We start from the raw sequence: 26,829 nt of genomic DNA, 5'->3' as shown, positions 1-26,829 counted from the left end.
CTCCACCACGAGGAGCACGCCCATGGCCACCCAGGCCGACGCCCGGTCCGCCGCTTCGGCTGCCACCGCTTCCGCTGCTGCCGCCGCTTCCGCCGCCGGTCCTGCCGCCGCCGCCCCGGCCGGGTCCGCGGGGCCGCCCCGCGGACTGCTGGTCGGGCTCTCGCTCGGCTACTTCATGGTCCTGCTGGACCTGACCGTCGTCTCGGTGGCCCTCCCCGCGATCGCCGACCGCCTCGGTGTCGGCCTGAGCGGCCTGCAGTGGGTCACCAACGGCTACACCGTCACCTTCGCCGCCCTGCTGCTCACCGCGGGCTGGCTGTCCGACCGCTTCGGCGGGCGCCGGGTCTTCCTGTGCGGGCTGGTCGCGTTCGGGCTGCTGTCCGGGGTGTCCGCACTGGCCGACACGCTGCCCGTGCTGGTCGCGCTGCGGCTGGCCCTGGGCGCGGCGGGGGCGCTGCTGCTCCCGTCCTCGCTCGCGGTGATCACCCGCGCGTACGCCGACCCGGCGGCGCGGGCCCGGGCGGTGGGCGCCTGGGCGGCGATCACCGGTGCGGCGCTGGCCGCCGGGCCGGTGGTCGGCGGCGTGCTGACCGCGGCCGTCGGCTGGCAGGCGGTCTTCCTGGTCAACGTGCCGCTGGCGGCGGTCAGCCTGGCCGTCACCGTCCGGCGGGCCCCGGAGACCGTCCGCAAGCCGCGCGGCGGCTTCGACCCGGTCGGCCAGCTCACCGCCGCCGTCGCGCTGGCCGCCCTGGTGTACGCGCTGATCGAGGGCGCGGACCTGGGCTGGTCCGCCGCCCGGGTGCTGGGCGCGCTCGCGCTCGCCGTCGCCGCCGCGGTCGGCTTCGTGCTCGCCGAGCGGCGGGCCGGGGACGCCGCGATGGTGCCGCTGCGGATGTTCCGCAGCCCGGGCTTCTCGCCCGCGGTCGCGGCGGGCCTGCTCGCCAACTTCGGCCTCTCCGGGCTGCTGTTCGTCCTGTCGCTGTTCTTCCAGGACGCCCGCCACTACTCGCCGGCCGTCGCCGGGCTGGCCTTCCTGCCGCTGACCCTGCCGACCGCCGTCAACCCGCTCTGGACCGGCCGCCTGGTCGGCCGGATCGGCCCGCGCCGTCCCGCCACCACCGGCTTCGTCCTGATGGGCGCGGGCGCGCTGCTCCAGGCGCCGTTCACCGGCGACTCGGCGCTCGCCCCGGCCGCGACGCTGACGGGTCTGCTGGCCTTCGGCTTCGGCGTCTCCTTCGCGCTGCCCGCGCTGGTCGCCGCAGTGGCCGGCACCGTGCCCGCCGAGTTCGCCGGGACCGGCGCGGGCGTCCTCAACTCGGCCCGCCAGGTGGGCGCCTCGCTCGGGGTCGCGGTCCTCGGCGCGGTCCTCGACCTGTCGCCGTCCGGCGCCGACGGCACCCGCCGGGCCCTGCTCGCGGCCGGGGCCGCGCTGCTGCTCGGGGCCGTCGTCGCCGCCACCGGTCCGGCGGCCCGGTGGGCGGCGGGCGGCGGGCGGCGGGCCTCCCGGGCGCCGGGACCTGCGCCGGGACCCGTACCGGAACCCATTGCGGAATCCAGTCGTCCGGATATCCTGCCGCGATGGACCGACCCCCGCGACGCACCGACCCCCGCCGCCGGCCCCGCTGGTACCGGCAGGTCGGGCGGCGCGGCTGGACGGCCTTCGCCGCCGCCTGGGGCGGGTACGTGCTGGACGGCTTCGACTTCGTCCTGATCACGCTGGTGCTCACCGAGGTCCGGGCGGAGTTCGGGCTGGACGCCGTGCAGGCCGCCTCGCTGGTGTCGGCCGCGTTCGTCAGCCGGTGGCTCGGCGGGATGCTGCTCGGCGCGCTCGGCGACCGGTACGGGCGGCGGGCCGCGATGACCGCCAGCATCCTGCTGTTCTCGCTCGGGACGTTGGCCTGCGGGCTCGCCGGAAGCTACGGGGCGCTGTACGCGGCCCGGCTGGTGGTCGGGCTCGGGATGGCGGGGGAGTACAGCGCCAGCGCCACCTACGTGATGGAGAGCTGGCCGGAACGGATGCGCGGGCGGGCCAGCGGGTTCCTGATCTCCGGGTACTCGATCGGGACCGTCCTCGCCGCGCAGGTCTACAGCCAGGTGGTGCCCGCGCTCGGCTGGCGCTGGATGTTCTACCTGGGCGTGCTGCCCGCGCTGTTCGCGCTGTGGATGCGCCGCGCGCTGCCCGAGGCCGAGGACTGGGAGGAGGCGATCGCCGAGACCGCCGCCCGCCCCAACCCGTTCCGCCCGCTGTTCACCCGCCCGCTCCGGAACGCCCCGGACGCCGGCCGCCCCGCCGGGAACGCCCCGGACGCCCGCCGCCCCGCCGGGACCGGGCGGGGGAGCAGCCGGGGTCCGGACGCCCCCCGCCCCGTCGAGGTGTTCTCGGCCGGCCGGGCCGCGCTGCACCTCGGGCTCGCCGCCGGGGCCTTCGGCGCGCTGCTGGTGCTGTTCACCGGCCGGGCCGGGGACGCCGCCTGGCCGCTCGCCCTGTTCGCCGCGGGCGCGCTCGGCACCCTCGCGGTCCGGCTCGGCAGCCCCGGCCACCGGGTGCTGTACCTGGCGCTCACCGTCACCGTATTCGCCGGGTTCCTGTACACCTGGCCGATCCAGGCGCTGCTGCCCACCTACCTCAAGACCGAGCTGCACTACACCGCCGGTCAGGTCCGCGACGTGCTGTTCTGGGCCGGGTTCGGGACGGCCGCCGGGTGCGTGCTGGCCGGGTTCACCGGCGACCGGTTCGGCCCGGCCCGGGCCTACGCGCTCACCCTCACCGCGTCGCTGGCCTTCGTCTTCCCGGTGTTCGCCGTGCACGACGACCTGCTGCTGCTCGGCGTGCTGCTGTTCCTGCTCCAGGCCACCAGCTTCGGCATCTCCGGCCTGCTGCCCCGCTACCTGGGCAGCCACCTGCCGGTCGAACGCCGCGCCTCCGGCCTCGGTTTCGTCTACAACGTCGGCGCGCTCGGCGGCGCCGTCGCCCCGCTGCTCGGCGCCCGCCTCGCCGAGGGCCGCCCGCTCGGCCAGTCGCTGGCGGTCCTCACCTTCGGCCTCAGCCTGCTGGTCGTCCTGCTGATCGGCCTGGACGTCCCCGGCCGCCTGCACCGCCTCGCCGACCGCCACCCGTCCTGACCCCGCCCCTCCCGGCCTCCGGCTCTCCCGGCCTCCGGCTCTCCCGGCCTCCGGCTCTCCCGGCCTCCGGCCCCTTCCCACCTGCTGGTCAGACATCGGATGTCCGCGAGCCGGACTGGTAGGCTGGCAGCCCCCCGTGGCCCGACGCCACGCGGGGGAACGCCCGGCGGAACGCGCCGGGAAGCGGAGAAGTGGGGACAGCACCGGTGGCCGAGACCATCCGCACCAAGGGCGCCGCGTCGCCGCGCCCGCTGCGCCGGCACGAGGTGGCCGAACGGATCAAGCGGTACATCATCGACAACCGGCTGCGCCCCGGCGACCTGCTGCCCAGCGAGGGCGAGCTGTGCGAGGCGCTCGGCGCCAGCCGCTCCAGCGTCCGCGAGGCCGTCAAGACGCTGGACGCGCTGGACATCGTCGAGGTCCGGCACGGCCACGGCACCTACGTGGGCCGCCTCAGCATGTCCGCCCTGGTCGAGGGGCTGACCTTCCGCGGACTGCTCAGCCCCGACGACGACTTCAAGGTGCTGGAGGAACTCGTCGACGTCCGCGAGGTGCTGGAACGCGGCATGGCCCAGCGCATCCTGGACACCCTGCACGCCGACCACATCACCGGCCTGGAGGAACTGGTCGACGAGATGGAGGCCGGACTGGCGGCCGGCCAGGACGTCATCGGCATCGACCGCCGCTTCCACGCCCTGCTGGTCGAACCGCTCAAGAACGAGATCATCAGCCAGTTCTCCTCCGCCTGCTGGGACGTCTACGGCATCGTCGCCCCCCACCTGCACGTCATCACCAAGCAGGACGAACTCGACACCGTCAACGCCCACCGCGCCGTGGTCGCCGCCGTCCGCGCCGCCGACCCGCTCGCCTTCGACCGCGCCGTCGAAGCCCACTACCGCCCGGCCCGCCGCCGCATTGCCGCCGCCCGCGAACGCAACGCCAAGGCCGCCGCACAGAACGGCAGTTGACGTCCCGGCCTCGACGCCCTGTGCGCCGAACCTCGGACGGACGACCCCTGGACCCCTGGCCGAAACCCCCGGAGCTCGCCTGGGCGAACTTCCGGGGGCACGGAGCCAGTTGGGGATGCGTCAGGAACCGCTCACCCAGGCGGTGGTGAAGTTGGTGTACACGATGCCGCCGGTGCTGCCGATCTCGTACAGGTCGGCCACGGTGCCGTCGTTGAGGACCGCTGCGCTGGAGTAGCCGCTGGGGCCGGCCTTGAGGAGGGTGCGGTGGGGCCAGCTGGCGCCGTCGTCCTGGCTGATGCGGACGGTGAGGTCCTGGCGGGTGGTGTTGTTGGCGGTGGCGGTGTTGGAGAGGACGGCGGTGGGGCTGAGCAGCGGGTGGCCGGCGGCGTCGGTGTCGGTGGGGCGCAGGTAGGAGATCTCGTCGCCGTTGCAACCCGGGTCCAGCAGGCCGGAGTTCCAGGCGGTGCCGAAGCCGCCGGCGACGTCGGTGGCGCCGGAGGTGGTGGCGTACCAGCGGTTGCCGCCCGCGTTGGAGCGCATGTTCTGGACGACCTTGCCGGTGCTGCGCTGGATCGCCTTGGACTCGTTCACGCCGGTGGCCGCGGAGCCGCCGGAGTGCCAACTGGCGCCGTGGTCGTCGGAGTAGAGGTTCGCCGCGTGGTCGCCCGCCGCGTCGTGGTAGACCATCGGCTGCACCAGGCGGCCGGAGGCGAGCTGCACGCCGTGCCCGGAGGAGGCGAACATGCCGGCCCAACTCGCGTCGCGGACGGACGGGTTGAGGTCGACGGGGGCGCTCCAGGTGGCGCCGTCGTCGTCCGAGGTGACGTACCGGACGTGGGTGTTGGTGGTGGCGGTGGCGGAGGTGTCGCCGGCGGTGGAGCCGTAGTAGCCGACGCCGACCTTGGGCGAGTAGGTGAAGAAGCAGAACACCCGGCCGGTGGTCCGGTCCACCAGCAGGCTGGAGTCGCCGTAGCCCTCCGCGGTGGTCGCGGGGTGGGCGATGATCCGGGGCGCCGAGAAGGTCGTCCCGCCGTCGGTCGAACGGACCATCGCCACCTGGATGTTGTTCGTTCCGCCGCCGAGGTCGGCGCCGCCGTCGATCCGGGCGTCGGCGGTGGCGATCACCGTGCCGGACGCGGTCTGGGCCAGCGCCGGGATCCGCACCGACTTCGCGGTGGTGGTCGTGGTGGTGTACGAAACCCCGTCGGCGGCAAGGGTGTTGACGCCGCTGATCGGGGTGGCGGTGGTGAGGACGGTCTGCGCGTTCATGCCGGGGGTGCCGGCCGCCAGGCCGCAGTTCGCGGTGCCGGACTGGGTGCTGCTCCAACTGCTGCCGGTGGCAGTCAGGTTGAAGGTGTAGGGGGTGCCGTTCGGGAGGGTCCAGTACAGCGAGGAGTCGCCGGACATCGCCGGAACGCTCACCGTCCACGGCGAGTTGGTGCGGCCCGGCCAGGCGACGGTGAAGGTCTGCGCGGCGGCGGTGCGGTTGTCCAGGGTGATCCGCAGGCGGTGGCTCGCGGGCAGTGAGCCGTCGGCGTTCCGCGGGCACTCCAGGCTGACGTTGGCGTCCAGCGCGTTCGAGCAGTCCAGGGTGCCGCTGACGGTGTTGTCGTAGCCCTGCGGGGTGGTGGTGCGGAAGGTGTAGGCGGTGCCGGACGGCTTGGTGAAGTAGAAGTGCGAGGAGTCGAAGGCCGCGACGGTCGCCGTCCAGGTGCCGTTGCCCGGCCAGGTGAGGGTGAAGGTGGTGGGGGTGGCGGTGTTGTTCACCACCGTCTGCTGGATCCGGCCGCCGGAGGCGCAGTCCTGGCTGACCACGGCCGACTGGCCGACCGGGGCTGCGGCGGACGCGGTGGCCGCGCCCAGCGGGAGCGCGGCCAGGGTGAGGGCGCCGACCGAGAGGAAGGCGCGGGCGTGCGGAGGGGAGAGGGCCACGGGGGTGCTCGCAATCGTCCGAGGGGGAGTCCGCGTCCGCCGACCGGCCGGGGCGCGGGCGTGGGGGCCGCGCAGGGGTGGCCGGTCGGCGGACGGGCGGAGGGAGCCGAGACATCGGAGTCAGGACATCTGATGTCTGGTCAACGACCCTAGGGAGAACGGCGGGTGGTGGTCAAGGGGTCTGACGTAAGACATCTGATGTCCGGGGTGGGGGGTGCGGCCGGACCGTCCGAAGGGTGTGCGAACATGCCGGGCGCAGGCGAACCCGGACGAGAGGACGGCGACACCATGAAGGACATCGAGGCGGAGCGGCAGCGGATCCTGGCCTCGCCCCCGGCCGCGCTCGTCGCGCAGGCGGCCGCCAACCCCGGCGGATCGGTCGCGGTGATCGACCCCGAGTACGTCGACGACCCCGACGGCTTCGTGCCGGGCGAGGCGGTCCACGGATACTGGCTGGTCGGCCCGGACGGGAAACTGACCGGCGAGTACCGGGAGAACCCGCGGCACGGGCGGCCCGTGGACGACCTCCACCACCTCACCGACCCCGACCACTGGCTCGGCTGGCTCGGCGACGACCCGGCCGCGACGGTCCGCGACTCCCTCGCCCGCTGCCTGACCCAGCAGGTCCCCGGATCGGTGGTGGAGTGGGTCAAGACCACCGGCAAGCCCGGCTTCCGCACCGGCGGCCGGCGCAGCCCCGAGGACGAGCAGCGCATCGTCGTCACCAGGGCCGGGCTCGCGGTCCCCTTCGCGCTGGCCGTGACCGCGCCCGGACGCCGGCGCGAGATCCTCACCGGCGTCTTCAGCTGGGTCGCCGTCCGCCTCGACCGGCCCGGGCAGCGCAAGGACCAGGTCTGGCTCGACCTCCGGGCCGACCTCGCCTGGGCGGAGGAGCAACTCGACCGGCGGATCTACCAGGTCGGGGAGCCCGCTCCGGAGAGCTGATCCGGCAGCCGGGGGCGGTGACGGAGCACTCGGCGGCTCAGCGGCTCAGCGGGACGGCGGGACGGTGGCTCAGCGGCTCAGCGGCTCAGCGGCTCAGCGGCTCAGCGGGACGGCGGGACGGTGGCTCAGCGGGACGGCGGCCGGTGCGCGGCGTCGACCTCGGCGGCGAACCAGCGGGTCAGGGTGGTCGGGTGGGTGATCGCGGTGCCCACCACGACCGCGAACGCGCCGGCCTCCAGCGCGGACCCGGCCTGGGCGGGGGTGTGGATCCGGCCCTCGGCGACCACCGGGACGTCCAGGGCGGCGGCCAGCCGGGACACCAACTCCAGGTCCGGGCCGGGCAGATGGGGCGAGTCGTCGGTGTAGCCGGAGAGCGTGGTCCCCACCAGGTCGGCGCCCGACTCGGCGGCGCGCAGACCCTCCTCGAAGGTCGCGACGTCCGCCATCACCAGCGCGCCCGCCTCGCGGGCGGCCGCGAACGACTCCGCGAGCGGCCGCCCGTCCGGCCGGGGGCGGGCGGTTGCGTCCAGGGCCACGATCTCCGCCCCCGTTGCCGCGACCTGCCGGACGTGCTCGGCGGTCGGAGTGATCACCACCCCGGACGCGCCGTCCTTCCAGAGCCCGATCAGCGGCGCGTCCGTCGCGGCCCGGATCGCCCGCAGATCCGCCAGCCCCTGCGCCCGGATACCGGCCGCCCCGCCCTCCAGCGCGGCGAGCGCCATCCGCCGCATCGCGTCCGGGTCGCGCAGCGGCTCGCCGGGGTACGCCTGACAGGAGACGACCAGGCGGCCGCGCAACCTTTCGATGGGGGAGGGGAGTTGATGGGAAGTCATGAACAGGCTCCAGTAAGGGGAATGGCGGGAGGGTATTCAGGGGCCAGGGGAACGGCGAGTCCGTGCTGCTGGTGGCCGGAGCCCATCGGAGGTTCGTGCTGCTGCGCGCAGTGAACGGAACCGGAAGCAGATGCGCGCAACGGCAGTGCACCGTCAGCAGACCCGGGCTCGCCGTTCCCCGAGCCCCTGGCGGGGCTCTCCTTAGCCCGTCGTGGCCAGGCGGGCCGCGCCGACGATCGCGGCGGTGGGGCCCAGGGCGCAGGGGGTGAGCGGGAGTTCGGCGAGCGGGGGGAGGAGTTCGGCGGCGAAGGCGGCGCGCAGCGGGTCCCACCAGGGCGGGCCGCAGTGGGCGACGCCGCCGCCGATCAGGACGAGGTCCGGGTCGAGGACGTTGGCGAGGCCGCCGATCGCCTGGCCGAGGGCTTGGGCGCCGGTGGCCAGGACGCGGGTGGCGAGGTCGTCGCCGGCCGCGGCGAGGGCGGCGACGGCCCGCAGGTCGGGGACGTCCGGGGAGCCGCCCGCGCGGCGGTACGCGGCGTGCAGGGCGGGCCCGGCGGCGACCGCCTCGACGTGGCCGGTGCCGCCGCAGGTGCAGGGCAGGCCGGTGGCGGCGGGGACGGCGAGGTGGCCGAGGTGCCCGGCGACCTGCCGGGCGCCGTGGTGGACCCGGCCGTCGATCAGCAGCGACCCGCCGACGCCCGTCCCGACCGCGACCAGCAGCACGCAGCGGGCGCCGCGCGCGGCCCCCGTCCACGCCTCGCCGAGGGCGTGCGCGTGCACGTCGTTGTCGACGGCGACCGGCAGGCCGAGCAACTGCTCCAGCCCGGAACGGAGTTCGGTCCCCGCCCAGCCCGGCATCGCGTCGGTCGCCGAGACGACCCGGCCGCGCACCGGATCGATCACGCCCGCACTGCCGACCCCGACCGCCGCCGGCTCGCCGCCGAGGGACCGGACCGCCCCGGCCACCGCCGCCAGCACCGCGGCCGGCCCCTCGGCGGCGGGCGTCGGCACGGTGACGACCGGCCCGACCGCGCCGTCCGGCCCGACCAGCGCGGCGGAGGTCTTCGTCCCGCCGATGTCCACCCCGGCCACCACGGCCACCCCGGCCCCGGCTGCAACGCCCCTGGCCGCAACGCCACCGGCTGCCACGGCCCCGGCCGCAACGTCCCCGGCCGCCACGTCCCCGGTGGTGGGGGTCAACGCAGCCCGGCCCGGTCGAGGAGGGCGGCGACGGCGGCGGTCTGCTCGGCGTCGTACGCGGTCATGGGGGTGCTCATCGCGTTGGTGGTGATGATGCCGCGCAGCATCAGCGCGGTCTTGAAGGCGCCGAGGCCCGCGGCGGTGCCGGAGGTGTCCTTGGCGACGGTGACGATCTCGAACAGCCGGGCCAGCCGGTCCTGTTCGGCTGCGGCGGCGGCCCAGTCGCCGGCGGCGGCGTGGTCGGCGAGGCGGCGGTAGCCGTGCGGGTCGACGTTGCCGAGGCCGGGGACGACGCCGTCGGCGCCGCCGAGCAGCGCGCCGTCGACCACCACCTCGTGGCCGGTGAGGACCGCGAACTCGGGCAACTCCCGTGCGCCCAGGCACAGGTAGCGGAAGGCGACGTCGTCGCCGGAGGAGTCCTTGACGCCGGCCAGCACGCCGTCCGCGGCCAGCCGGAGCAGCATCGCGGTGTCCAGCTTGTTGTGCACGCAGACCGGGATGTCGTAGGCGAACAGCGGGAGTTCGGCGGCGGCCGCGATCTCGCGGAAGTGCCGTTCGATCTCCACGGGGTGGGTGCGGGTGTAGAACGGGGCGGTGGCGACCACCGCGTCCGCGCCCGACTCCCGTGAGATGGCGGCCCGTTCGATCACCCGGTTGGTGGTGGTCTCGATGCAGCCGGCGATCACCGGGACCTGGCCGGCGTTCGCGCCGATCACGACCTCCAGGACGCGGGTGCGCTGGGCCTCGGTGAGGTAGGCGGTCTCGCTGGAGCTGCCGAGCGCGAACAGGCCGTCCACGCCGCCCTCCAGCAGGAAGCCGACCAGGCGCTCCAGCGAGGGGACGTCGATGTCGCCGTCGGCGGTGAGCGGGGTGACGACGGGCGGGACGACGCCGGAGAAGGCGGGGCGGCGGGCGGTCATGACGTGCTCCTTGCGGGGGTGATCTCGGGGTGGACGCAGTGCCAGCGCCGCGCGTCGTCGCCGTCGGCGGCGGGGAACGCGGTGGCGCAGGCGTCGTCGGCCTTCCAGCAGCGGGTGCGGAACGGGCAGCCGGTCGGCGGGTTGGTGGCGGAGGGGACGGGGCCGTGCAGGACGATCCGCTCGGTGTCCTCCAGCAGGCTGGGGGTGGCGGAGAGCAGGGCCCGGGTGTACGGGTGGGCGGGCGCGGCGGCGACCTGTTCGGCGCGGCCCTCCTCGACCACCCGGCCGAGGTAGAGCACGGCCAGCCGGTCGGCCAGGTAGCGGACGGTCTGGATGTCGTGCGAGATGAACACCATGCCCAGGCCCAGGCGTTCGCGCAGGTCGACCAGCAGGTTGAGGACCTGGGCGCGGACCGAGACGTCCAGCGCGCTGGTCGGCTCGTCGGCGACCACGATCTCCGGCTCCAGGGCCAACGCCCGTGCGATGGCGACGCGTTGGCGCTGGCCGCCGGAGAGCTGGCCGGGCAGGTTGCGCACCACGTGGCCGGGCAGGCCGACCAGGTCGAGCAACTCCTCGACGCGGGACTCGCGTTCGGCGGGGGTGCCGCGCCGGTGGACGTCCAGCGGGTCGCGCAGGATCCGGCCGATCGGCAGTCGCGGGTTGAGCGCGGTGGAGGCGTCCTGGAACACCATGCCGACGCTGGAGCCGAACTCGCGGCGGCGCCGGCTGCCGGGCAGCGCCCACAGGTCCTCGCCGCGGAAGGCGACGGTGCCCTCGGTGGGGCGCTGCAGGCCGGTCAACACCCGTGCCAGGGTGGACTTCCCGCAGCCGGACTCGCCGACCAGGCCGAGGATCTCGCCCTTGCCGACGGTCAGGTTGGCGTCGGTCAGGGCGTGCACCGCGTCCCGCTTGAACAGGCCGCCGCTGCGGGCCCGGTGGCGGACGTGCACACCCTCCAGGCTCAGGACGGGACTCGGCACGGGGTTCAGCACGGGACTCAGTACCGGAGTTGTCATCGCAGGCTCCCTTCGAGGCGGTCGGCCGCCGGGTGGTGGCAGGCGAAGGCGTGGCCGGCGGAGCGGTCGGCGGCCTGCGGCGGGGTGGTGCGGCACAGTTCGGTGGCGGCGGCGCAGCGGGTGGCGAACCGGCAGCCGGAGTTGAAGCGCTGCGGGGCGGGCACCACGCCGCGGATCTGGTGCAGGCGCTCGGACCCGGCCTCCAGGGAGACCACCGAGCCGAGCAGGCCGCGGGTGTAGTGGTGCGCGGGGTCGGTCAACAGGGCGTCGGTGTCGCCGAGTTCGGCGAGCTGACCGGCGTACATGACGGCCACCCGGTGGGCCAGGTCGCCGACCAGGGCGAGGTCGTGGGAGACCAGCACCATGGCGAAGCCGAGCTCCTCGCGCAGCCGGACCAGCAGTTCGACGACCTGGGCCTGCACGGTGACGTCGAGCGCGGTGGTCGGCTCGTCGGCGATCAGCAGCTTCGGGTCGCGGGAGAGCGCCATGGCGATCAGGACGCGCTGGCGCTGGCCGCCGGAGAGCTCGTGCGGGTAGGAGCGCAGGGTGCGTTCGGGGGAGAGGCCGACCAGTTCGAGCAGTTCGGCGGGCGTCTTGGTGCCGCCGCGGGAGGTGAGTTGGCGCAGCTGCCGGCCGACCAGCACGGACGGGTTGAGCGAGGAGAGCGCGTCCTGGTAGACCATGGCGATCTCGGGGCCGGCCAGCGCGCGGCGCTCCTTGGCGTCCAGGGTGAGCAGGTCCCGGCCGCGGTACTCGATCCGGCCGGAGACCTCGGCGTTGCGGGCCAGCAGGCCCATCACGGCGAGCGAGGTGATCGACTTGCCGCAGCCGGACTCGCCGACCAGGCCCAGGGTCTCGCCCTGCCGGACGGTGAAGGACAGGCCGTCGACGACGGCGACCTCGCCGTAGCGGTCGGGGAAGCGGATCGACAGGTCGCGCACCGCGAGCAGCTCGGGCGCGTCGTCCGGGACGGGCGCCACCGGGCTGGGCCGGTCGGCGATCCGCTCGGCGAGCACCTCCAGCGCGGCGGAGACCCGCGCGTCCTCGGGCTCGACGGCGGCCGCGGCGGGCTCCGAACCACCTTGCACCGGAGCGGACTTGGCGGGCGAGGCGGTGGCGTCGGTGAGGCCCTCGGCGAGCACGTTCAGCGCCAGCACGGTGACCAGGATCGCCAGGCCGGGGAAGAGCGTCGCCCACCAGCCGCCGGCCAGCAGGATCTGCTGCCCGTAGGCGAGCACGTTGCCCCAGCTCGGGTTGGGCTGCTGCACGCCGGCGCCGAGGAAGGACAGGCTGGCCTCGAAGATGATCGCCTCGGCGACCAGCACGGTGGCGAACACCGCGACGGGCGCGGCGCAGTTGACGGCGACGTGCCGCAGCACGATCCAGCCGCGCCGGGCGCCGATCACCTGTTCGGCGGCCACGTAGTCCTCGCCGTACTGGGACTGGACGTTGGCGCGCACCACCCGGGTCAGCATCGGCACGTAGACGAAGGCGATGGTGCACACCAGGATCGGCACGCTGGTGCCGAAGATGGTGACCAGCACGGCGGCCAGCGCGATCGGCGGGAAGGCCATCACCACGTCGAGGGTGCGCATCACGCCCTCGTCGCCGGCCTTGCGGGAGGTGGCGGCGAACGCGCCGAGCACGCTGCCGAGCAGCAGCGCGACCAGGGTCGCGCCGAGGCCGATCACCAGCGAGTAGCGGGCGCCGCCGACCACCCGGGCGAACACGTCGCGCCCGGCCCGGTCGGTGCCGAACCAGTGGGCGCCGCTGGGGGGTTGCACCGGCAGGCCGGTGGCCAGCGGGTCCTGGGTGAACAGCGGGCCGAGGGCGGCCGCGCACAGCACCAGCAGCAGCACGCCGAGGGCGATCCGGGAGGCGAGCGGCAGCCGGCGGAAGGCGATGCCGGGCCGGGCCAGCGAGCGCAGGAGTCCGATACGCATGATCACACCGTCCTGACACGGGGGTTGACGAGCAGGACGAGCAGGTCGACGAGGACGTTGACGGCGAGGAAGACCACCGCGATGGTCAGCACCGTGCCCTGCACCAGGGCGACGTCGCCGCCGGTGACGCCTTCGAGGATCAGCTTGCCCATGCCGGGCAGGTCGAAGATGGTCTCGATCACCACGGCGCCGGACAGCAGGTAGCCGACCCGCAGGCCCAGCACCGTCAGCGGCGTCACCAGCGCGTTGCGCAGCACGCCGCGGATCACCACGGAGCGCGGCAGGCCGTTGCCGGTCGCGGTGCGCACGTAGTCGCGGTCGAGTTCGGCGACCATCGAGGTGCGCACCAGCCGGGCCAGTCCGGCGGCCACCGGGATCGCCAGCGAGACGGCGGGCAGGATCATCGTCTTGAACCAACCGCCCAGCGAGTCGGCCGGGTTGACGTAGCCGCCGGTCGGCAGGATCGAGCGGTTCAGGGCGAGTTCCTGGATCAGCACGATGCCGAGCCAGAACGACGGGATGGCGACGCCGGAGATGGACAGCACCCGGGTCAGCTGGTCGGGCCAGCGGTCGCGGTACAGCGCGCCGGTGATGCCGAGGGCGAGCGCCAGCACGATCGCGATGGCCAGGCCGAGCAGGGTGAGTTGCAGGGTCAGCGGGAACGCGGTGGCGATCCGGTCCGAGACGGGCGTGCTGGGCGGCACGGTCACCCCGAGGTTGCCGTGCAGCAGGTCGCCGAGGAAGCGGACGTAGCGCACCGGCAGCGGGTCGTCGAGGCCGTTGGCGGCGGCGAACGCCTGCCGGGCCTGCTCCGAGGCGCCGTCGCCGAGGGCGTTGTACGCCGGGTCGGCGGGCGAGAACTGGAGCACCACGAAGACCAGCAGGGTCACGCCGAGGACCATCACCGGCAGCATGGCGAGCCGCCGCAGCGCGAGCCGGAGGAATACGAGCATGGGGAAGTCCTAGGGAGGAGGGAGGCGCCGGGGGCCGGCCGGTGCGGCGGTCCGGGCCCCGGCGCCGGTCAAGCGGGCGCGGGGCGCCTGTGCGGCGGGCCGGCTAGGCGGCGGAGACGCCGAGGAAGGACAGGCCGGTGGTGGGCAGCGGCTTGAAGCCGGCCAGCTTCTTGTCGTTCCACGCGGTGGGCAGCTTGCGGTGCACCACCGGGTACAGCACGGCCTGTTCGGCGACCAGGTCGATCACCTGGTTCCACAGCGCGCTGCGGGCCGCCGCGTCGCCGGTCCGGGCGGCCTGGTCGAGCAGGCCGCGCACCTGCTGGTCCTCGGGCGAGCCGGCCCAGCGGAAGCGCTTGGTGGTCCACACGCCCTCGCCGTAGAACCAGCGCAGCAGCAGGTCGACGTCGTTGCCGAACACCGACGGGTCGCCGGGCGCGGCCATCACGCCGAAGTCGCCCGCGTCGACCTTCTTGTACTGGCCGGAGGAGTCGCCGATGTCCAGCGTGGTCTTCACACCGACCGCGTCCCAGCTCTCCTTGATCAGCGGCGCGATGTCGTTGACCCAGCCGGTGTTGGTGGTCAGCAGGGTGACGGACAGTCCGCTCGCCCCGGCCTCCGCGAGCAGCGCCTTGGCCTTCTCCGGGTCGTGCCCGTAGACGGTGGCGGCCTTGTGGTAGTCGGGGTGGCTGGGCTGCAGGTAGCTGGTGGAGGCGGTGCCGTTGCCGTACATCGCGGTGGTGACGATCTTGTCGACGTCCAGCGCGTAGTGCAGCGCCTGGCGCACCCGCTTGTCGTCGAACGGCTTGCGGGCGAAGTTGAACATCAGGAACAGGTTGCCGAAGCTCTCCACCGACTCGGTGACGGCCTTGCCCTTCAGCCCGGCCACGTCGACGTACGGCACGTCCTCGATCGCCTGCACCCGGCCGGAGACCAGCGAGGAGACCCGGGCGGTCGGGTCGGAGGTCAGCCGCCACACCATGGTCGCGGCCTTGGCCGGGCGCGGGCCGTTGTAGGCGTCGTGCCGCTGGAAGGCGATCTTGTCCTGCCGGGTCGCCTCGACCACCTTGTACGGGCCGGAGCCGGTGGGCTTGGCGTCGAACGCCTTCTGGTCGGCCTCGACGACCTTCTTCGGGACGACCTTGACCACCGAGATGCGGGTGGCGAACAGCGGGAACGCGTACTTGAGCTTGAACTCCACGGTACTGGCGTCCACCGCGGTGACGGTGTCCAGGAACGGCAGGAACTGCACGATCAGCGAGGAGTTGGCCGGGTCGAGGATCCGGCTGAAGGAGAACACCACGTCCTCGGCGGTGACCGGCGAGCCGTCGTGGAAGGTCGCGCCGGAGCGCAGCTGCGCCCGCCAGGTGGTGTCGTCGACCTGCTGCGGCATCGCGGTGGCGAGCGCCGCGTACGGCTCGCGGGTGGCCGGGTCGAGGTCGACCAGGCCCTCGAAGACGTGCAGGTTGGCGGCCACGGGGGTGGCGCCGGAGGAGGTCATCGGGTCGAAGCCGGTGGACAGCGCGTACGAGATGCCGGCCTCGATGGTGCCGTTGCCGCCGCCCTTGGCGTCGCCGCCCGAGGTGGAGCCCGCGGCGGTGGAGGACGGGCCGCCGCAGGCGGCGACCGAACCGGCGATCGCGGTGGCGGTGGTGAGGGCGCCGACCAGGCGCAGGAAGCCGCGGCGGTCGACTTCCTTGGACGTCCGTTCCAGCACGGGAGCTCCTTGTGGGGGGAGTGCGGGGTGAGGGGGTGTCACCTCGCGGTCCGGACAACGGAACCGCGAGGGGGTGCCGGGTCGGAATCCCGGGCGGATCGAGCAGGAGAGAGACAGCTCATCCGTCATCAGACATCTGATGTCTGAGCTGTTAGGGTGTGAACGTAGCCGCCGCCACAGGGGAGGGTCAAGGGATGACGACCGCCGCAGGTTCACGATTCGGCAACGGCCCGCAACGCCGGGCCGACCCGCCGACCTGGGCATTCCGCCCCGGACCCGGCCCGGCGAAGTCGCCGGTGGTGGACCAGATCAAGGCGTACATCCTGCGCGGCCGCCTCAAGCCCGGGGATCCGCTGCCCAGCGAGAACGAGCTCTGCGAGATCTTCGGCGCCGGCCGCTCCAGCGTCCGCGAGGCGATCAAGGTGCTGGACGCGCTGGACATCGTCCAGGTCCGGCACGGCCACGGCACCTTCGTCGGCCGGCTCAGCCTCTCCGCCCTGGTCGAGAGCCTCAGCTTCCGCGGCCTGCTCAGCCCCGACGACGACTTCCGGGTGCTCTCCGACCTGGTCGACGTCCGGGAGCTGTTCGAGCGCGCCATGGCGGGCCGGATCATCGACGCGCTGCTCCCCGTCCACCTGGAGCAACTCGCCGACCTGGTGGGGGAGATGGAGCTTCGGCTGCGGCTCGGACAGGACATCGTGGCGGCCGACCGCAGCTTCCACGCGCTGCTGCTCCAGCCGCTCGCCAACGAGCTGGTCGCCCAGCTCTCCTCGGCCTGTTGGGAGGTGCACGCGGTGGTCGCCCCGCACCTGAACATCGTCACCGCGCAGGACGAGGCCGACACCGTCGAGGCCCACCGCGCCATGGTCGAGGCGCTGCGGATCGGCGACGCCCGCCGCTTCACCGAGGCCGTGCGCCGGCACTACGTCCCGGTCCGCCGCCGGATCGCCGCCGCCCGCGCGGAGGCCGTCGCCAACCGGCCCTGACCCCTCAGGCAGGTCGACAGACATCTGATGTCTGACCTACGATCCGGGTGCTCCCCGCCACCGCGCCCCCTCCCGGAGACATCCGTGCCGCTCACCGACCTCACCCTCGACGAGTGCCTCGCCTACCGCCCGCACCTGCCCGAACCCGCCGACCTGGACGCCTTCTGGCAGCGCACCCTCGCCGAAGCCGGCCCCGCCGTCCAGCGCCCCGACCTCACCCCCGTCCCCAACGGCCTCGCCCTGGTCGACACCTACGAGCTCACCGTCCCCGGCTTCGGCGGCCACCCCGTCCACGGCCGGCTCCACCTCCCCGCCGGGGCGAGCGGCCCGCTCGGCTGCGTGGTCGAGTACCTCGGCTACGGCCGCGGCGCCGGACTCCCGCACGAGAACCTCACCTACGCCTGCGCCGGCTACGCCCACCTGGTCATGGACACCCGCGGCCAGGGCTGGTCCGCCGCCCCCGGCCGCACCGACGACCCCGCCCCCCAACTCGCGGGCGCCGTCCCCGGATTCCTCACCCGCGGCCTCGACCACCCCGACGACTACTACTACCGCCGGGTCTACACCGACGCCGTCCGCTTCCTGGCCGCCGCCCGCACCCTCCCGCAGGTCGACCCGGCCCGGATCGCCGTCACCGGCATCAGCCAGGGCGGCGGCATCTCCCTCGCGGCGGCCGCACTCACCGACGGCCCGCTGGCCGGCGTCCTCCCGGACGTCCCCTTCCTCTGCGACTTCCCGCGCGGCGTCCGCACCGCCCCGCAGCCCCCGTTCACCGAGATCGCCGAGTACCTGCGCCTGCACCGCGACCGCACCACCCGCACCTTCGCCACCCTCGCCTACTTCGACGCCGCCCTGCTCGCCGCCCGCATCCAGGCCCCCGCCCTGTTCTCCATCGCCATGATGGACCCGATCTGCCCGCCCTCCGGCTGCTTCGCCGCCTACCACGCCCACCCCGGCGAGAAGTCGCTGCGCGTCTACGAGTTCAACGGCCACGAGGGCGGCGGCGAGGTCCACCTGGCGGCGAAGCTGGCCTGGCTGCACGAGCGGATCGGCTGACCGGAGCCCGGTCCGGCAGGTCCTGCCGGGTGTGCGCCGCCGCGCGCTGACCCGACCGGACCGACCGGACAGGGCCTCGCGCCGCACGCGGACCGGTGGCCCGGCGCCTGGGGCTGGGCGCTGCGCGGGCCGGTGGCCCGGCGCCCGGCTGGGCGCTGCGCGGGCCGGTCCGCTACTTCCCCGCCAGGCGGGCGTACTCCCAGGGGTCGTGGGCGCTGAAGGGCACGACCCGCCCGCCGTGTTCGCGGACCAGTTCGCGCAGCCGGGCCTGGTTGCCCAGGCGCAGCGGCCGGTCGACCTCGGTGAGCTGCTGCAGGACGTCCATGCCGGGGTGGGTCTCGGGCCGGTCCGGGTCGATCTCGCGGTGGAAGTAGTAGGCGTCCCCGCAGTGCAGCAGCCAGCGCCCGGCGGCGCGGTCCCGGACCGCGACCGCGGCGTGTCCGGCGCTGTGCCCGCCGAGCGGGACGAGCGCCAGGTCATCGGCGAGGCGCGGCAGCGGGCGGACGGCGTCGAATCCGAACCAGGGGTCCGCGGAGGCGGGCCGGTGGGCCGTCCACCGGGGGCGGTGCGCCCAGTGGGCGGGGCGGTAGCGGATCCGGTCCTCGGGGTGCGGGCCGGGGGTGCCGAGCGCGGCGCGCTGCTCGGCCGCCAGCAGGTGGACCTCGGCGTCGGGGAAGTCCGGCAGGCCGCCGGCGTGGTCGAGGTCGAGGTGGGTGAGCAGGACGTGCCGGACGTCGCGCGGATCGTGGCCGAGTGCGCGGACCCGGTGCAGGGCCGTCTCCGCGAGGTCGAGCGCGGGTTGGGCGCGGCCTCGGAACTCGGGCCCCAGGGTGCGCTCGGGGTCGGCGACGTCGGCGGTGCCGAGCCCGGTGTCGACCAGGACCAGGCCGTCCCGGTCGGTCTCCAGCAGCAGGCAGTGGCAGACCGCCGGACGGTGCTCGCCCCGGTGCTCGACGGTGCGCAGTGAACCGCAGTTGAGATGGTGGATCCGCACGTCCCCTCCTCGGGGGAGTGGCCGTCCGCCACGGGAGATAGCGAACGACCGATCGTTAATAGCGAACGGTCGTTAGGTTAAGCTTGCGCCATGAGTCCGCGCAAGTCCGTCGCCGAAGCCACCGCCACCCGCGCCCGGATCCTCGACCGCACCCTCGCCCTGGCCGTCGTCACCGGCCTGGAGGGCGTCACCATCGGGGCGCTCGCCGACGACCTGGGGATGAGCAAGGCCGGGGTGATCGGCCCGTTCGGCACCAAGGAGGAACTCCACCTCGCGGCCGTGGACGAGGCGGTGGCCCGCTTCCGGGCGGCGGTCCTCGCCCCGCTGTCCGGCGCCGACCCCGGCACCGGACGCCTGGTCCGGGCCCACGACGCCTGGTTCGCCTACATGACCGCCGACGGACACGCGGGCTGCTTCCTCACCGCCGTCGCCGCCGAGTTCGACGCCCGCCCCGGCCCGGTCCGCGACCGGGTCCGCGCGGCGCTCGCCCGCTGGGACGCCTTCGTCCTCGGCGAACTCGACGCGGGCCTCGCCGCCGGCGAACTGCCGCCCGGCACCGAGCCGGCGCAACTGCTCTTCGAACTGCGCGGCGTCGCCCTGGCCGCCGACCAGGGCATCCAGCTCTGGCAGGACCCGCAGGCCGCCACCCGCGCCCGCCGCGCCGTCCGCCGCCTCCTCGCGCCCGCCTGACGCCCCGTCACCGCCGCACTACGTCACCGCCGCACCAGGCGCCGGTGGCGGACTGCCTGCCAGCGGGAGCGGTGGAAGATCGGGTCGGCGGCGACGACGCACAGGGCGTGCATCGGGTCGTCGGTGCGCTCGGGGTCGAAGAAGCCCGCCCAGTCGTCCCGGTAGCTCTCGCCGCGCCGGTGGACCTCGCGGTCGGTGGCGACGGACTCCCCGGCCTCGGTCAGCAAGTCGCCCATCCAGAACAGCAGTTCGGGGCGGGCCAGGACGAAGGACGTCCCGGCGTGCTCGGCGTACCGGGCCGGGTGGCGGTCGGCCAGCCGGCGGACGTCGTCCGGGCGGTCGGCGGGGCGCGGGGCCGGGGCGGTGACCGTCAGCGGGGCGGCGCCGCGGTGCGGGGCGCGGCGCAGGGCGGGCCAGTCGGACGGGCGCAGGCCGGTGTCCTCGCGGGCCACCAGCAGGGGGGTCGTCCGGGCGTCCATCGGCCCGGGGCCCGGCGGGGCCGGGACGTGCAGCGCGCTGTGCGGGCTGGTCGCGGCGAGCCGGAACAGGGCGCCCAGGCGCAGCAGGTCGGCGCGGCTCGCGTACAGGAACGCGACCATGGGGTCGGGCGGGTGGAAGAAGGTGCCGCCCAGCATCGCCCCGGTGTCCAGCACCCGGCGGAGCCGCGCCCCCGTGGACACCGGCCGACCGGTCACCCGCAACCGCATCCGCCCGTCACCGCCCGCACCGTCACCGCCCGCACCGCCCGTACCGCCACCGTCCACCCCGTCGCCCGTCATACGCCGAGTACAGCACGCGGCCCACCGGGCGGGCAGCCCGTTTTCGGACGCGACGGAGCCCGGGCCGCCTCACCGCCGGGCTGCCCCACCGCCGGGTCCACCCCGGTCTGCCTGCCCGTTTAGCCGACGTGCATCGGCCTGCCCCATGCTTGCGCCCGCCAGCAGCACCGGAGGAGGAACAGATGACCACTGCCGCCCAGCCGGCGAACACCAAGGCCCTCGCTCCCAACACCGGCAGTACCGTGCCCGGTAAGAACGACTGGGCGGTCCTGCCGATCACCAAGGGCAAGGCGAAGTACCCCTTCCCGGCCGAGTGGGGGGACGGCGCGCTGCACCACAAGATCTCCAAGGAGAAGCTGGCCTCCGTGGCCGAGCAGGTCGCCCTCCTGTACACCAGCCAGCCCGCGGCGCTGCAGACCGCCGTGCGCGCCTTCTGGGCGCTCTGCTGGGAGTTGGCCGGCCAGCCGGTCACGGCGGCGGTGCGGGACGCGACGCCGAAGGTCAGCGCCCACCGGCTGCTGTGGAACCTGCCGCTCAACCTCTCCCTGGGTCCCAAGAGCCCGGCCACCGACCCCGGCCAGGCCTTCGACCCCGACACCGTGCCCGACCCGCAGACCCCGGGCAAGCGCGTGCTGGACGGCGTCAGCGCCAAGCTCCGGCTGCTGGAGGAGCGGTGGGACCGGGCGAGCGACGGCAACGCCGGACTGGGCGACTTCAGGACGCCGGCCCTGTGGAACGACCTGACCGCCCTGCTCCGCGAGGCGCACCAGGAGGCCGACGAGGCAGGCCGCGAGGGGCGGCTGCTCTACCCGCCGAAGACCGAGCAGTGGCTCTACGACGGCACCTCCCACCTGCGCAAGGGCCTGACCGAGTTCCTGAGCGCCGCAGTGGGCGAACAGCGCTTCCGGCGGGCCCGGTCGAACGCCCCCTCGATCGCGGCCCACAAGGACTCCGCCGCCGTGGTGGCCACCGCGCAGGCCACCACCACCTACCGGAAGAAGGCCGTCACCCTCACGGTCACCGTCACCGGGGGAGCCGTCCACCACGTCGGCGAGCGCCACACCTTCACCTTCTTCGACTTCTCCGGCCGGTCCCGCCCGATCACCACCCTGTGGCCGGAGATCCCCACCTTCGACGCCCTCACCGCCGTCGCCGGCCAACTGGCCCCGCACCTGGCCCGCATCTGCTTGGCGCACCTGGTCGGCCTGGAGCGCGCCGACGCGGCGGACTGGCCCTACGACGACATCGAGCTCGCCCAGCAGCCGGCCGGGGAGCACTGCGTCTACTTCATCGCCGGCATCGAGTGCATCGAGGAAGGCCCCGCCGGCGTCGCCGTCGACGTCGAGATCAAGACCTTCGCCCCCAACGGCCACAGCGGCCCCGGCCTCCTCAAGCCCGACCTGGCCGCCATCGGAACGGCCCTGAAGGCCCGCCCGCAGTAACGGCACCGGTACCGCTCGGTGGCCCGCCCGCGGACGCGACGGAGCCCGGGCCGCCTCCCCACGAGACATGGGCGACCCGGGCTCCGCCGTGGTGCCGCCGCCCCCGACCGGCCCCGGACGGATTCCGGGCGGGGGCGACGAGCCTGTCGGCGCGTCAGCCTGGCAGTACGTCAGCCGGTCAGCGCGTCAGCCGGTCTTCACGGTGCACGCGGTGCCGTTCAGGGTGAACGCGGTCGGGGCGGTGTTCGTGCCGCTCCAGCTGCCGTTGAAGCCGAAGGAGGCGGAACTCCCGGGCGCGATGGCCTTGTTGTAGCCCGCGTCGGTGACGGTCACCTGCGCGCCGCTCTGGGTGGCGTTGCCGTTCCAGAGCGAGGTGACGGTCTGTCCGCTCGGGAAGGCCCACTTCACCGTCCAGCCGTTGACCGCCGTGGTGCCCTTGTTGGCCACCGTCACGTTGGCGCCGAAGCCGCCGCCCCACTGGCTGGACACCGCGTAGGTGATCTCGCAGGAGGAGGTGCCGCCACCGCTGGGGGAGGAGGACGGCGAGGGCGAGGCGGAGGCCGAGGCGGACGGCGAGGGGGACGGGGAAGCCGACGGGGAGGGCGAGGTGGAGCCGGAGGCCGAAGTGCTCGGCGAGGGCGAGACGCCGCCCGCCGTGTCGCCGTACACGATGCCGCGGCCGTTGGTGCCGACGTAGACCCGGCCGTAGATCCGCGGGTCGCCGGTGATCGCGCCGCCGGTCCAACCCCACTGGTGGGCGTCGTCGTTGATCCGGACCCAGCTGGCGCCGGCGTCGTCGGAGCGGAACAGGCCGCGGACGCCGCCGATCTTGGCGGAGGTGTACATCGCGGGGTAGGTCTTGCCGGGGGCGGCCTTGCCGAAGCCGATGTTGTCGGCCTGGTCGACGCCCGCCTGCTTGGTGAAGGTCGCGCCGCCGTCGGTGGAGTGCCACAGGCCGTAGCTGGTGGTGGCGGTGCCGCCGGCCAGCCAGACGTCGCCCTTCGCACCCGGCACGGCCTTGAAGCGGACGGACTCGGTGGGCAGGCCGCTCGCCTTGGCGGTGAAGGTGGCGCCCGCGTCGGTGGAGACGTAGAAGGTGCCGCCGGACCAGCCGTAGAAGGTCTTCGGGTCGACCCGGTCGGCCTGCACGCCCGCGCCCGCCGGGAGGCCGGTGACGGCCGTCCAGGAACTGCCCGTGCCGGAGGTGCGGTACACGCCGGTGCCCTTCGGGCTCCACACGGTGGCCGAGCCGTCGGCCGAGATCGCCACCTGCCCGCCGCCGGTGACGCCGGACGGCTCGGCGGAGGCCGCGAACCAGTTGGCGCCGCCGTCCATCGAGAAGCCGATGTGCTTCTCGGTCGAGCCGGACGCGGTCTCGCCGACCCGCACCATGCTGGCCGGGGAGGCTTCGGCGAAGTCCATCGAGGTGCCGGAGGTCAGGTTCGGCTGGGAGAAGATCTTCGCCGGGACCTTGGTCAGGTCGTCGTGCTTGAACCCGCCGAGGTCGCCCAGCGAGCTGAGCAGCGGCGCGCCGGTCGGCGGCGAGACCAGGTCGTTGACCGCGGTCTCCTCCAGGCCCTTGACCACCGGGGCGATGCCGACCTTGGTGCCCTTGTCGAAGTTGGTCAGGTTGGACGAGCCGTACAGCGTCGCGCCGGTGCCGTACATCATCCGGTCCGAGTCGAACGGGTCGATCTCCAGCGACTCGGTCATCCAGCCGAGCTTCGGCGACTCCTCCGGCGCGGAGACGTTCGCGTTGAAGGTCAGCCACGGCACCGAGGAGATGTCGATGCTGTACTGGTCGACCCGGGTCGGGTAGCCGTTGTACGACCAGAACGGCTTCCAGGTGGCGCCCGAGTCGGTGGAGCGCCAGATCTGGGTGTCCGGCCACCACGAGCTGTAGCCCGTCACCATCAGCACGTTGGGGTGCTGGCGGTCGATGGTCAGGCCCGAGTAGCCGAAGAAGTTGTTGCTGCTGTCCGAGGACGGCACCGGGCTGACGTTCGTCCAACTCCCGGTGCTGGTCGCGTACTTCCACACGTCGCCGTGCGCGCCGTCGTACGGGCCGCCGGTGTCCGAGTACGAGACGAACAGGTTGCCGCCGGACGCGTCCAGGACCGCCTTGTGCGGGACGAAGCCGGTGGGCTGGCCGCCGATCCTGGTCCAGGTCGAACCGCCGTCGTCCGAGCGGTAGATGCTGTTCTGCTTGTCCGCGACGCCGACGTACATGGTCTTCGTGACGCCGTTGACGGTGCCGCTGCCCTGGTCGAAGACCTCCCACAGCACGCCCAGCGGGTCGCTCTGGTAGCCCGAGGTGTCGGTCGGGTCCGGCGCGTAGCTGCCGGTCACCGGGAACGCCGTCACCTGCGACCAGGTCACGCCGTAGTCGGCGCTGCGCCACAGGCCCTTGCCGCTGGGGGCGCCGAACCAGAGCACCGCGTCGTTGTTCGGGTCGATGGTCAGGCGCTCGCCCATGCCGCGGCCCGGCATGTTGCCGCCGATCTTGAACGGCAGGGTGGTGCGCTGCCAGGTCTTCCCCTGGTCGGTGGAGCGCAGGATCGCGCCGTTCGCCGGGTCCCAGCCGTTGGTGTAGGTGCCCCCCGCGATGTACACCCGCTTCGGGTCCTTGGCGTCGGTGGCGAGGCTCGCCACGCCGGTCAGGCCCCAGTCGTCCCAGCCCAGCGAGTCCAGCAGCGGGATCCACTGCTTGGTGGCCGGGTCCTGCCGGTACGCGCCGCCGATGTCGGTGCGGGCGTACACCAGGCCCTGCTGCCCCTGGTTGAAGACGATGCCCGGGATGAACCCGCCACCGCCGATCTGCACGTTGTTCCAGGTGTACGGCTGGCTCGCCGCGGTCGCCGCACCCGCCGACTCGGCCGCGCTGGCGGTCAGTTGGGGCAGCGCCGCGGTCGCCGCGCAGGCGGCGAGGGCGGCCGCGGCGGCCACCGTCGCCAGCACCGGCCGGCGTCCGCGCACCGGGGGCCGCGAGGCGGCCCGGCGCTCCAGGGGGACAGGGGTCATGGGGGACTCTCCTCGGTCACGGGTGGGGAGGACCAGAAAAGCGGCCCGGTCCACCCGCCCGACAACGACCCCGTTTCGAGAGCGTGTAAAATCGCAGGTCAGTGACGCGCCCGCGGTGAAAGTTACATCGCCCGCACCCCCTGGAACCCTTCCCCCAGGGGCGGTTGACGCCCCGTCGAAACCTTTCGGGGCCCCGCGTTCGACAGATATTCGACAGCTCTTTCGCCTGCGTGCGACCTGCGCGGCGGCCCGCCCCGACACCCCGCCGGGGCGTATTCGACAGTCGTTCGACAGCCTTGTACCAGTGCCCGCCGCCCGGTGCGAACCCGTTCGGACGGCGGGCGCCGCCGGACGGTCAGCCGAGCGGGCGGCCGGTGAACAGCCGGGCCAGCGCCGGGAGCAGGGCGGGCAGCAGCACCACGTTGGCGCGGTGCAGCGGCAACCGGAACACCGGTTCCCGCGTGCCGGTCCGGTACAGCGCCACCGAGCCGTTCTCCACCCGCACCGGGGCCAGCTCGCGCCAGGCCAGGTACTCGTTGCGCCCCTTCCAGCCGTTGCTGACCCGGGCGGCCAACCCCTCCCCGTCCAGCCGCAGTTCGCCGATCAGGGTGGTCCCCCCGGTGGCGACCAGCTCGAAGTACTCCTCCAGCAGCCGCGGTTCGACGTACTGCTGGACCAGCTCGACCAGCGCCGTCCACTCCTGCGGCGGCCGGGCGTTCTTCCCGTACACCGAGAAGGGCAGACTGCTCAGCCGGCCGCTCGGCCCGACCCCGAACCCGTACGTCGTCTCGTGCGAACTCGGCCAGAGGAAGCGGTGGGTGACGGTCCGGGTCACCGAGTAGCAGACCCACTCGATGTCGTCGAGCGCCAGCGTCTCCTTGCCGTAGGTGATCCGGGAGGTGTCGGCGTACAGGCGGCGGCGCGGGGAGTCCAGGACGACGCGGGGCGCCTGCGGCTCCGGCTCCGGCGCGGGCGCGGGCGCGAGCTTCGGCGCAGGTGCGGGCGCAGGCACGGGCACAGGCTCAAGCTCAGGCACGGGGGCCGGCCCCGGGCGGTCGGCGGCCAGGTGGCGGGTCAGCCAGTCGGGGACGGTGGGGCGCGGGTAGGCGAACAGGTCCTCGCGGTAGTGGACGGCGGACAGCAGGTGTTCGGCGGGCAGCGGCTCCTCCCCGTAGTCGTAGTCGACCAGCACGCCGCCGAAGGTCAGCCCCGCGTCGGCCTCCACCAGCAGCCGGTACCAGGGCCCGTCGGCCGTCCGGGCGGCCAGGTGGCGCTGGCGCCGCACCAGGACCGCCAGCTTCTCCGGGACGCGGACCGCGGTCTCCCGGTCGCCGCGCCGGAAGCTCAGCCGGGCGATCTCGGCGCCGACGGTGCAGGAGAAGACGGCGGTCAGGCTCTCCCAGCCCTTCGGGCCGAGCAGGGCGAGCTGCTGCACGATCGGGTCGAGCAGTCCGGCGGCCCGCTTGATCAGGGTGGTCTCGGCGGGCCGGTCGACGGCGGTGGGCGCGGCGGGCGGTGCGCCGGGGAGCTGGGTGGCCGCCGCCCACAGGTCGGCCTCCTCGTCCCGGAGCGACTCCCCGTCCGGTACCCGGCGGATGAACGCCTCCTCGGCGCGGAAGCGCTCGCGCAGCACGCGCGGCGGCAGCGAGGTGGTGGCCTCCCGGATCCGGCCCAGGTCGCCGACCAGGAACACCGAGCGGCCCACCGGCAGGGACTCCGGGAACGCCGCCGGGTCGCTGTCGTCCACCTCCGCCGGCGCGTACACCGACCAGCCGCCGGGGAAGCGCTCGGCGACCAGCCGGTCCACCGGGTAGTCGGCGCCGGTCGCGGCGATCCGTTCGGCGACCAGCCGCAGCGCCTCGGTCCGCTCCAGCTCGCCGCGGGCGCCCGCCGGGGGCTCCCCGGCCAGCGGGTGGTCGGGGTCGTCGCGGCCCGGGCCCGGGTAGTGGTGCAGCAGCTCGAACCAGAGCAGCACCTCCTCCGCGGCCCGCCGGTCGACCTCGTCGCACAGCAGGTGCCAGTGGCCGCCGCCGTCGCGGCCGAACACCATCTGCCCGTCCTCGTGCATCACCTCCACGTACGGGGCCCCGCACTCGTCGCCGAACGCGCCCATCCGGGCCGCGTCCGGCCGCACGGTGTCGGCGCGGTGGCCGTGCACCACCCCCGTGGCGTCGAGCGCCATCACGTCGTACCGGGCCATCGGCGGCTCCCCTGCGGCCTGCCCCGCCCGCCGGTGCGAACGGGTGCATGGGCCAACTACCCTAGCTCGGCCGCCCGGCCGTCCGGGCGGCCTCCACGGAACCTCCAACTCGCT

The 26,829-nt window shown here is 74.3% G+C and carries 19 protein-coding genes and 1 pseudogene; 8 read left to right on the top strand and 12 right to left on the bottom strand.

Annotated features, from left to right (window positions below):
- Nucleotides 1-22: 22 nt before the first annotated feature.
- The 3 genes and pseudogenes from IH44_RS0113645 to IH44_RS0113635 form a co-directional block, all read left to right on the top strand.
- Nucleotides 23-1,333, top strand: a pseudogene (locus IH44_RS0113645) (MFS transporter); the annotation flags it as partial.
- A gap of 245 nt (nt 1,334-1,578) precedes the next feature.
- The gene (locus tag IH44_RS44220; protein ID WP_051816866.1) at nt 1,579-3,123 is read left to right on the top strand and encodes an MFS transporter; all 1,545 of its coding nucleotides are present in this window, start codon (nt 1,579-1,581) and stop codon (nt 3,121-3,123) included.
- A gap of 206 nt (nt 3,124-3,329) precedes the next feature.
- Nucleotides 3,330-4,091, top strand: coding sequence for a FadR/GntR family transcriptional regulator (locus tag IH44_RS0113635; RefSeq protein WP_051816865.1), 762 nt, complete (start codon nt 3,330-3,332; stop codon nt 4,089-4,091).
- A gap of 120 nt (nt 4,092-4,211) precedes the next feature.
- Here the strand turns inward: IH44_RS0113635 and IH44_RS42765 are convergent, their stop codons facing one another.
- Nucleotides 4,212-6,023: an exo-alpha-sialidase gene (locus IH44_RS42765; RefSeq protein WP_051816864.1), complete on the bottom strand. Its 1,812-nt coding sequence runs from the start codon at nt 6,021-6,023 to the stop codon at nt 4,212-4,214.
- Nucleotides 6,024-6,311: 288 nt separating this feature from the next.
- Here IH44_RS42765 and IH44_RS0113625 point away from each other — a divergent pair, with 288 nt between their 5' ends.
- Complete coding sequence (locus IH44_RS0113625; protein WP_030459779.1) at nt 6,312-6,968, top strand: hypothetical protein; 657 nt, start codon at nt 6,312-6,314, stop codon at nt 6,966-6,968.
- 125 nt (nt 6,969-7,093) lie between these two features.
- On the opposite strand, the gene IH44_RS0113620 is transcribed toward IH44_RS0113625, so the two are convergent.
- The 7 genes from IH44_RS0113620 to IH44_RS0113590 all read right to left on the bottom strand — a co-directional run bounded on the left by IH44_RS0113620 (nt 7,094) and on the right by IH44_RS0113590 (nt 15,547).
- On the bottom strand, nt 7,094-7,801 hold the full coding sequence (locus IH44_RS0113620) for an N-acetylmannosamine-6-phosphate 2-epimerase (protein ID WP_030459778.1): 708 nt from the start codon (nt 7,799-7,801) through the stop codon (nt 7,094-7,096).
- 201 nt (nt 7,802-8,002) lie between these two features.
- The gene (locus IH44_RS0113615) at nt 8,003-8,902 is read right to left on the bottom strand and encodes an ROK family protein (RefSeq protein ID WP_030459777.1); all 900 of its coding nucleotides are present in this window, start codon (nt 8,900-8,902) and stop codon (nt 8,003-8,005) included.
- A 95-nt stretch (nt 8,903-8,997) separates the two neighbouring features.
- Nucleotides 8,998-9,921, bottom strand: coding sequence for a dihydrodipicolinate synthase family protein (locus IH44_RS0113610; protein ID WP_030459776.1), 924 nt, complete (start codon nt 9,919-9,921; stop codon nt 8,998-9,000).
- Entirely contained in the window at nt 9,918-10,937 is a 1,020-nt protein-coding gene (locus IH44_RS0113605) for an ABC transporter ATP-binding protein (protein WP_051816862.1), read from the bottom strand. The genes IH44_RS0113610 and IH44_RS0113605 overlap by 4 nt, the downstream gene beginning before the upstream one ends.
- Nucleotides 10,934-12,880 (bottom strand): dipeptide/oligopeptide/nickel ABC transporter permease/ATP-binding protein, encoded by a 1,947-nt coding sequence (locus tag IH44_RS0113600; protein ID WP_030459774.1) that lies wholly within the window; start codon nt 12,878-12,880, stop codon nt 10,934-10,936. Before IH44_RS0113600 ends, IH44_RS0113605 begins: the two co-directional genes overlap by 4 nt.
- A 2-nt stretch (nt 12,881-12,882) precedes the next feature.
- Nucleotides 12,883-13,833 (bottom strand): ABC transporter permease, encoded by a 951-nt coding sequence (locus tag IH44_RS0113595; RefSeq protein ID WP_030459773.1) that lies wholly within the window; start codon nt 13,831-13,833, stop codon nt 12,883-12,885.
- A 103-nt stretch (nt 13,834-13,936) separates the two neighbouring features.
- Nucleotides 13,937-15,547 carry an ABC transporter substrate-binding protein gene (locus tag IH44_RS0113590; protein WP_030459772.1) on the bottom strand — a complete coding sequence of 537 codons (1,611 nt, stop codon included), beginning with the start codon at nt 15,545-15,547 and terminating at the stop codon, nt 13,937-13,939.
- A 194-nt stretch (nt 15,548-15,741) separates the two neighbouring features.
- On the opposite strand from IH44_RS0113590, the gene IH44_RS0113585 reads away from it, so the two are divergent.
- On the top strand, nt 15,742-16,533 hold the full coding sequence (locus IH44_RS0113585; RefSeq protein ID WP_030459771.1) for a FadR/GntR family transcriptional regulator: 792 nt from the start codon (nt 15,742-15,744) through the stop codon (nt 16,531-16,533).
- An 84-nt stretch (nt 16,534-16,617) separates the two neighbouring features.
- On the top strand, nt 16,618-17,589 hold the full coding sequence (locus IH44_RS0113580; RefSeq protein ID WP_030459770.1) for an acetylxylan esterase: 972 nt from the start codon (nt 16,618-16,620) through the stop codon (nt 17,587-17,589).
- 172 nt (nt 17,590-17,761) lie between these two features.
- On the opposite strand, the gene IH44_RS0113575 is transcribed toward IH44_RS0113580, so the two are convergent.
- Nucleotides 17,762-18,583, bottom strand: coding sequence for an MBL fold metallo-hydrolase (locus IH44_RS0113575; protein ID WP_030459769.1), 822 nt, complete (start codon nt 18,581-18,583; stop codon nt 17,762-17,764).
- A gap of 90 nt (nt 18,584-18,673) precedes the next feature.
- On the opposite strand from IH44_RS0113575, the gene IH44_RS0113570 reads away from it, so the two are divergent.
- Nucleotides 18,674-19,273, top strand: coding sequence for a TetR/AcrR family transcriptional regulator (locus IH44_RS0113570; RefSeq protein ID WP_030459768.1), 600 nt, complete (start codon nt 18,674-18,676; stop codon nt 19,271-19,273).
- Between the two features lie 23 nt (nt 19,274-19,296).
- Here IH44_RS0113570 and IH44_RS0113565 read toward each other — a convergent pair whose 3' ends face one another.
- A complete protein-coding gene (locus IH44_RS0113565) occupies nt 19,297-20,052 on the bottom strand; it encodes a hypothetical protein (protein ID WP_232794932.1) in 756 nt (251 codons plus the stop codon).
- Nucleotides 20,053-20,234: 182 nt separating this feature from the next.
- On the opposite strand from IH44_RS0113565, the gene IH44_RS0113560 reads away from it, so the two are divergent.
- The gene (locus tag IH44_RS0113560; RefSeq protein WP_030459766.1) at nt 20,235-21,494 is read left to right on the top strand and encodes a hypothetical protein; all 1,260 of its coding nucleotides are present in this window, start codon (nt 20,235-20,237) and stop codon (nt 21,492-21,494) included.
- A gap of 186 nt (nt 21,495-21,680) precedes the next feature.
- Here the strand turns inward: IH44_RS0113560 and IH44_RS0113555 are convergent, their stop codons facing one another.
- A complete protein-coding gene (locus IH44_RS0113555; RefSeq protein ID WP_081966885.1) occupies nt 21,681-24,515 on the bottom strand; it encodes a cellulose binding domain-containing protein in 2,835 nt (944 codons plus the stop codon).
- A 355-nt stretch (nt 24,516-24,870) separates the two neighbouring features.
- Nucleotides 24,871-26,715: a hypothetical protein gene (locus tag IH44_RS0113550; RefSeq protein ID WP_051816861.1), complete on the bottom strand. Its 1,845-nt coding sequence runs from the start codon at nt 26,713-26,715 to the stop codon at nt 24,871-24,873.
- Between the last annotated feature and the right edge of the window lie 114 nt (nt 26,716-26,829).

The organism is Kitasatospora sp. NRRL B-11411 (assembly GCF_000721345.1).
Lineage (GTDB): Bacteria > Actinomycetota > Actinomycetes > Streptomycetales > Streptomycetaceae > Kitasatospora > Kitasatospora cineracea.
This window is presented reverse-complemented; position numbering and strand designations above follow the sequence as displayed.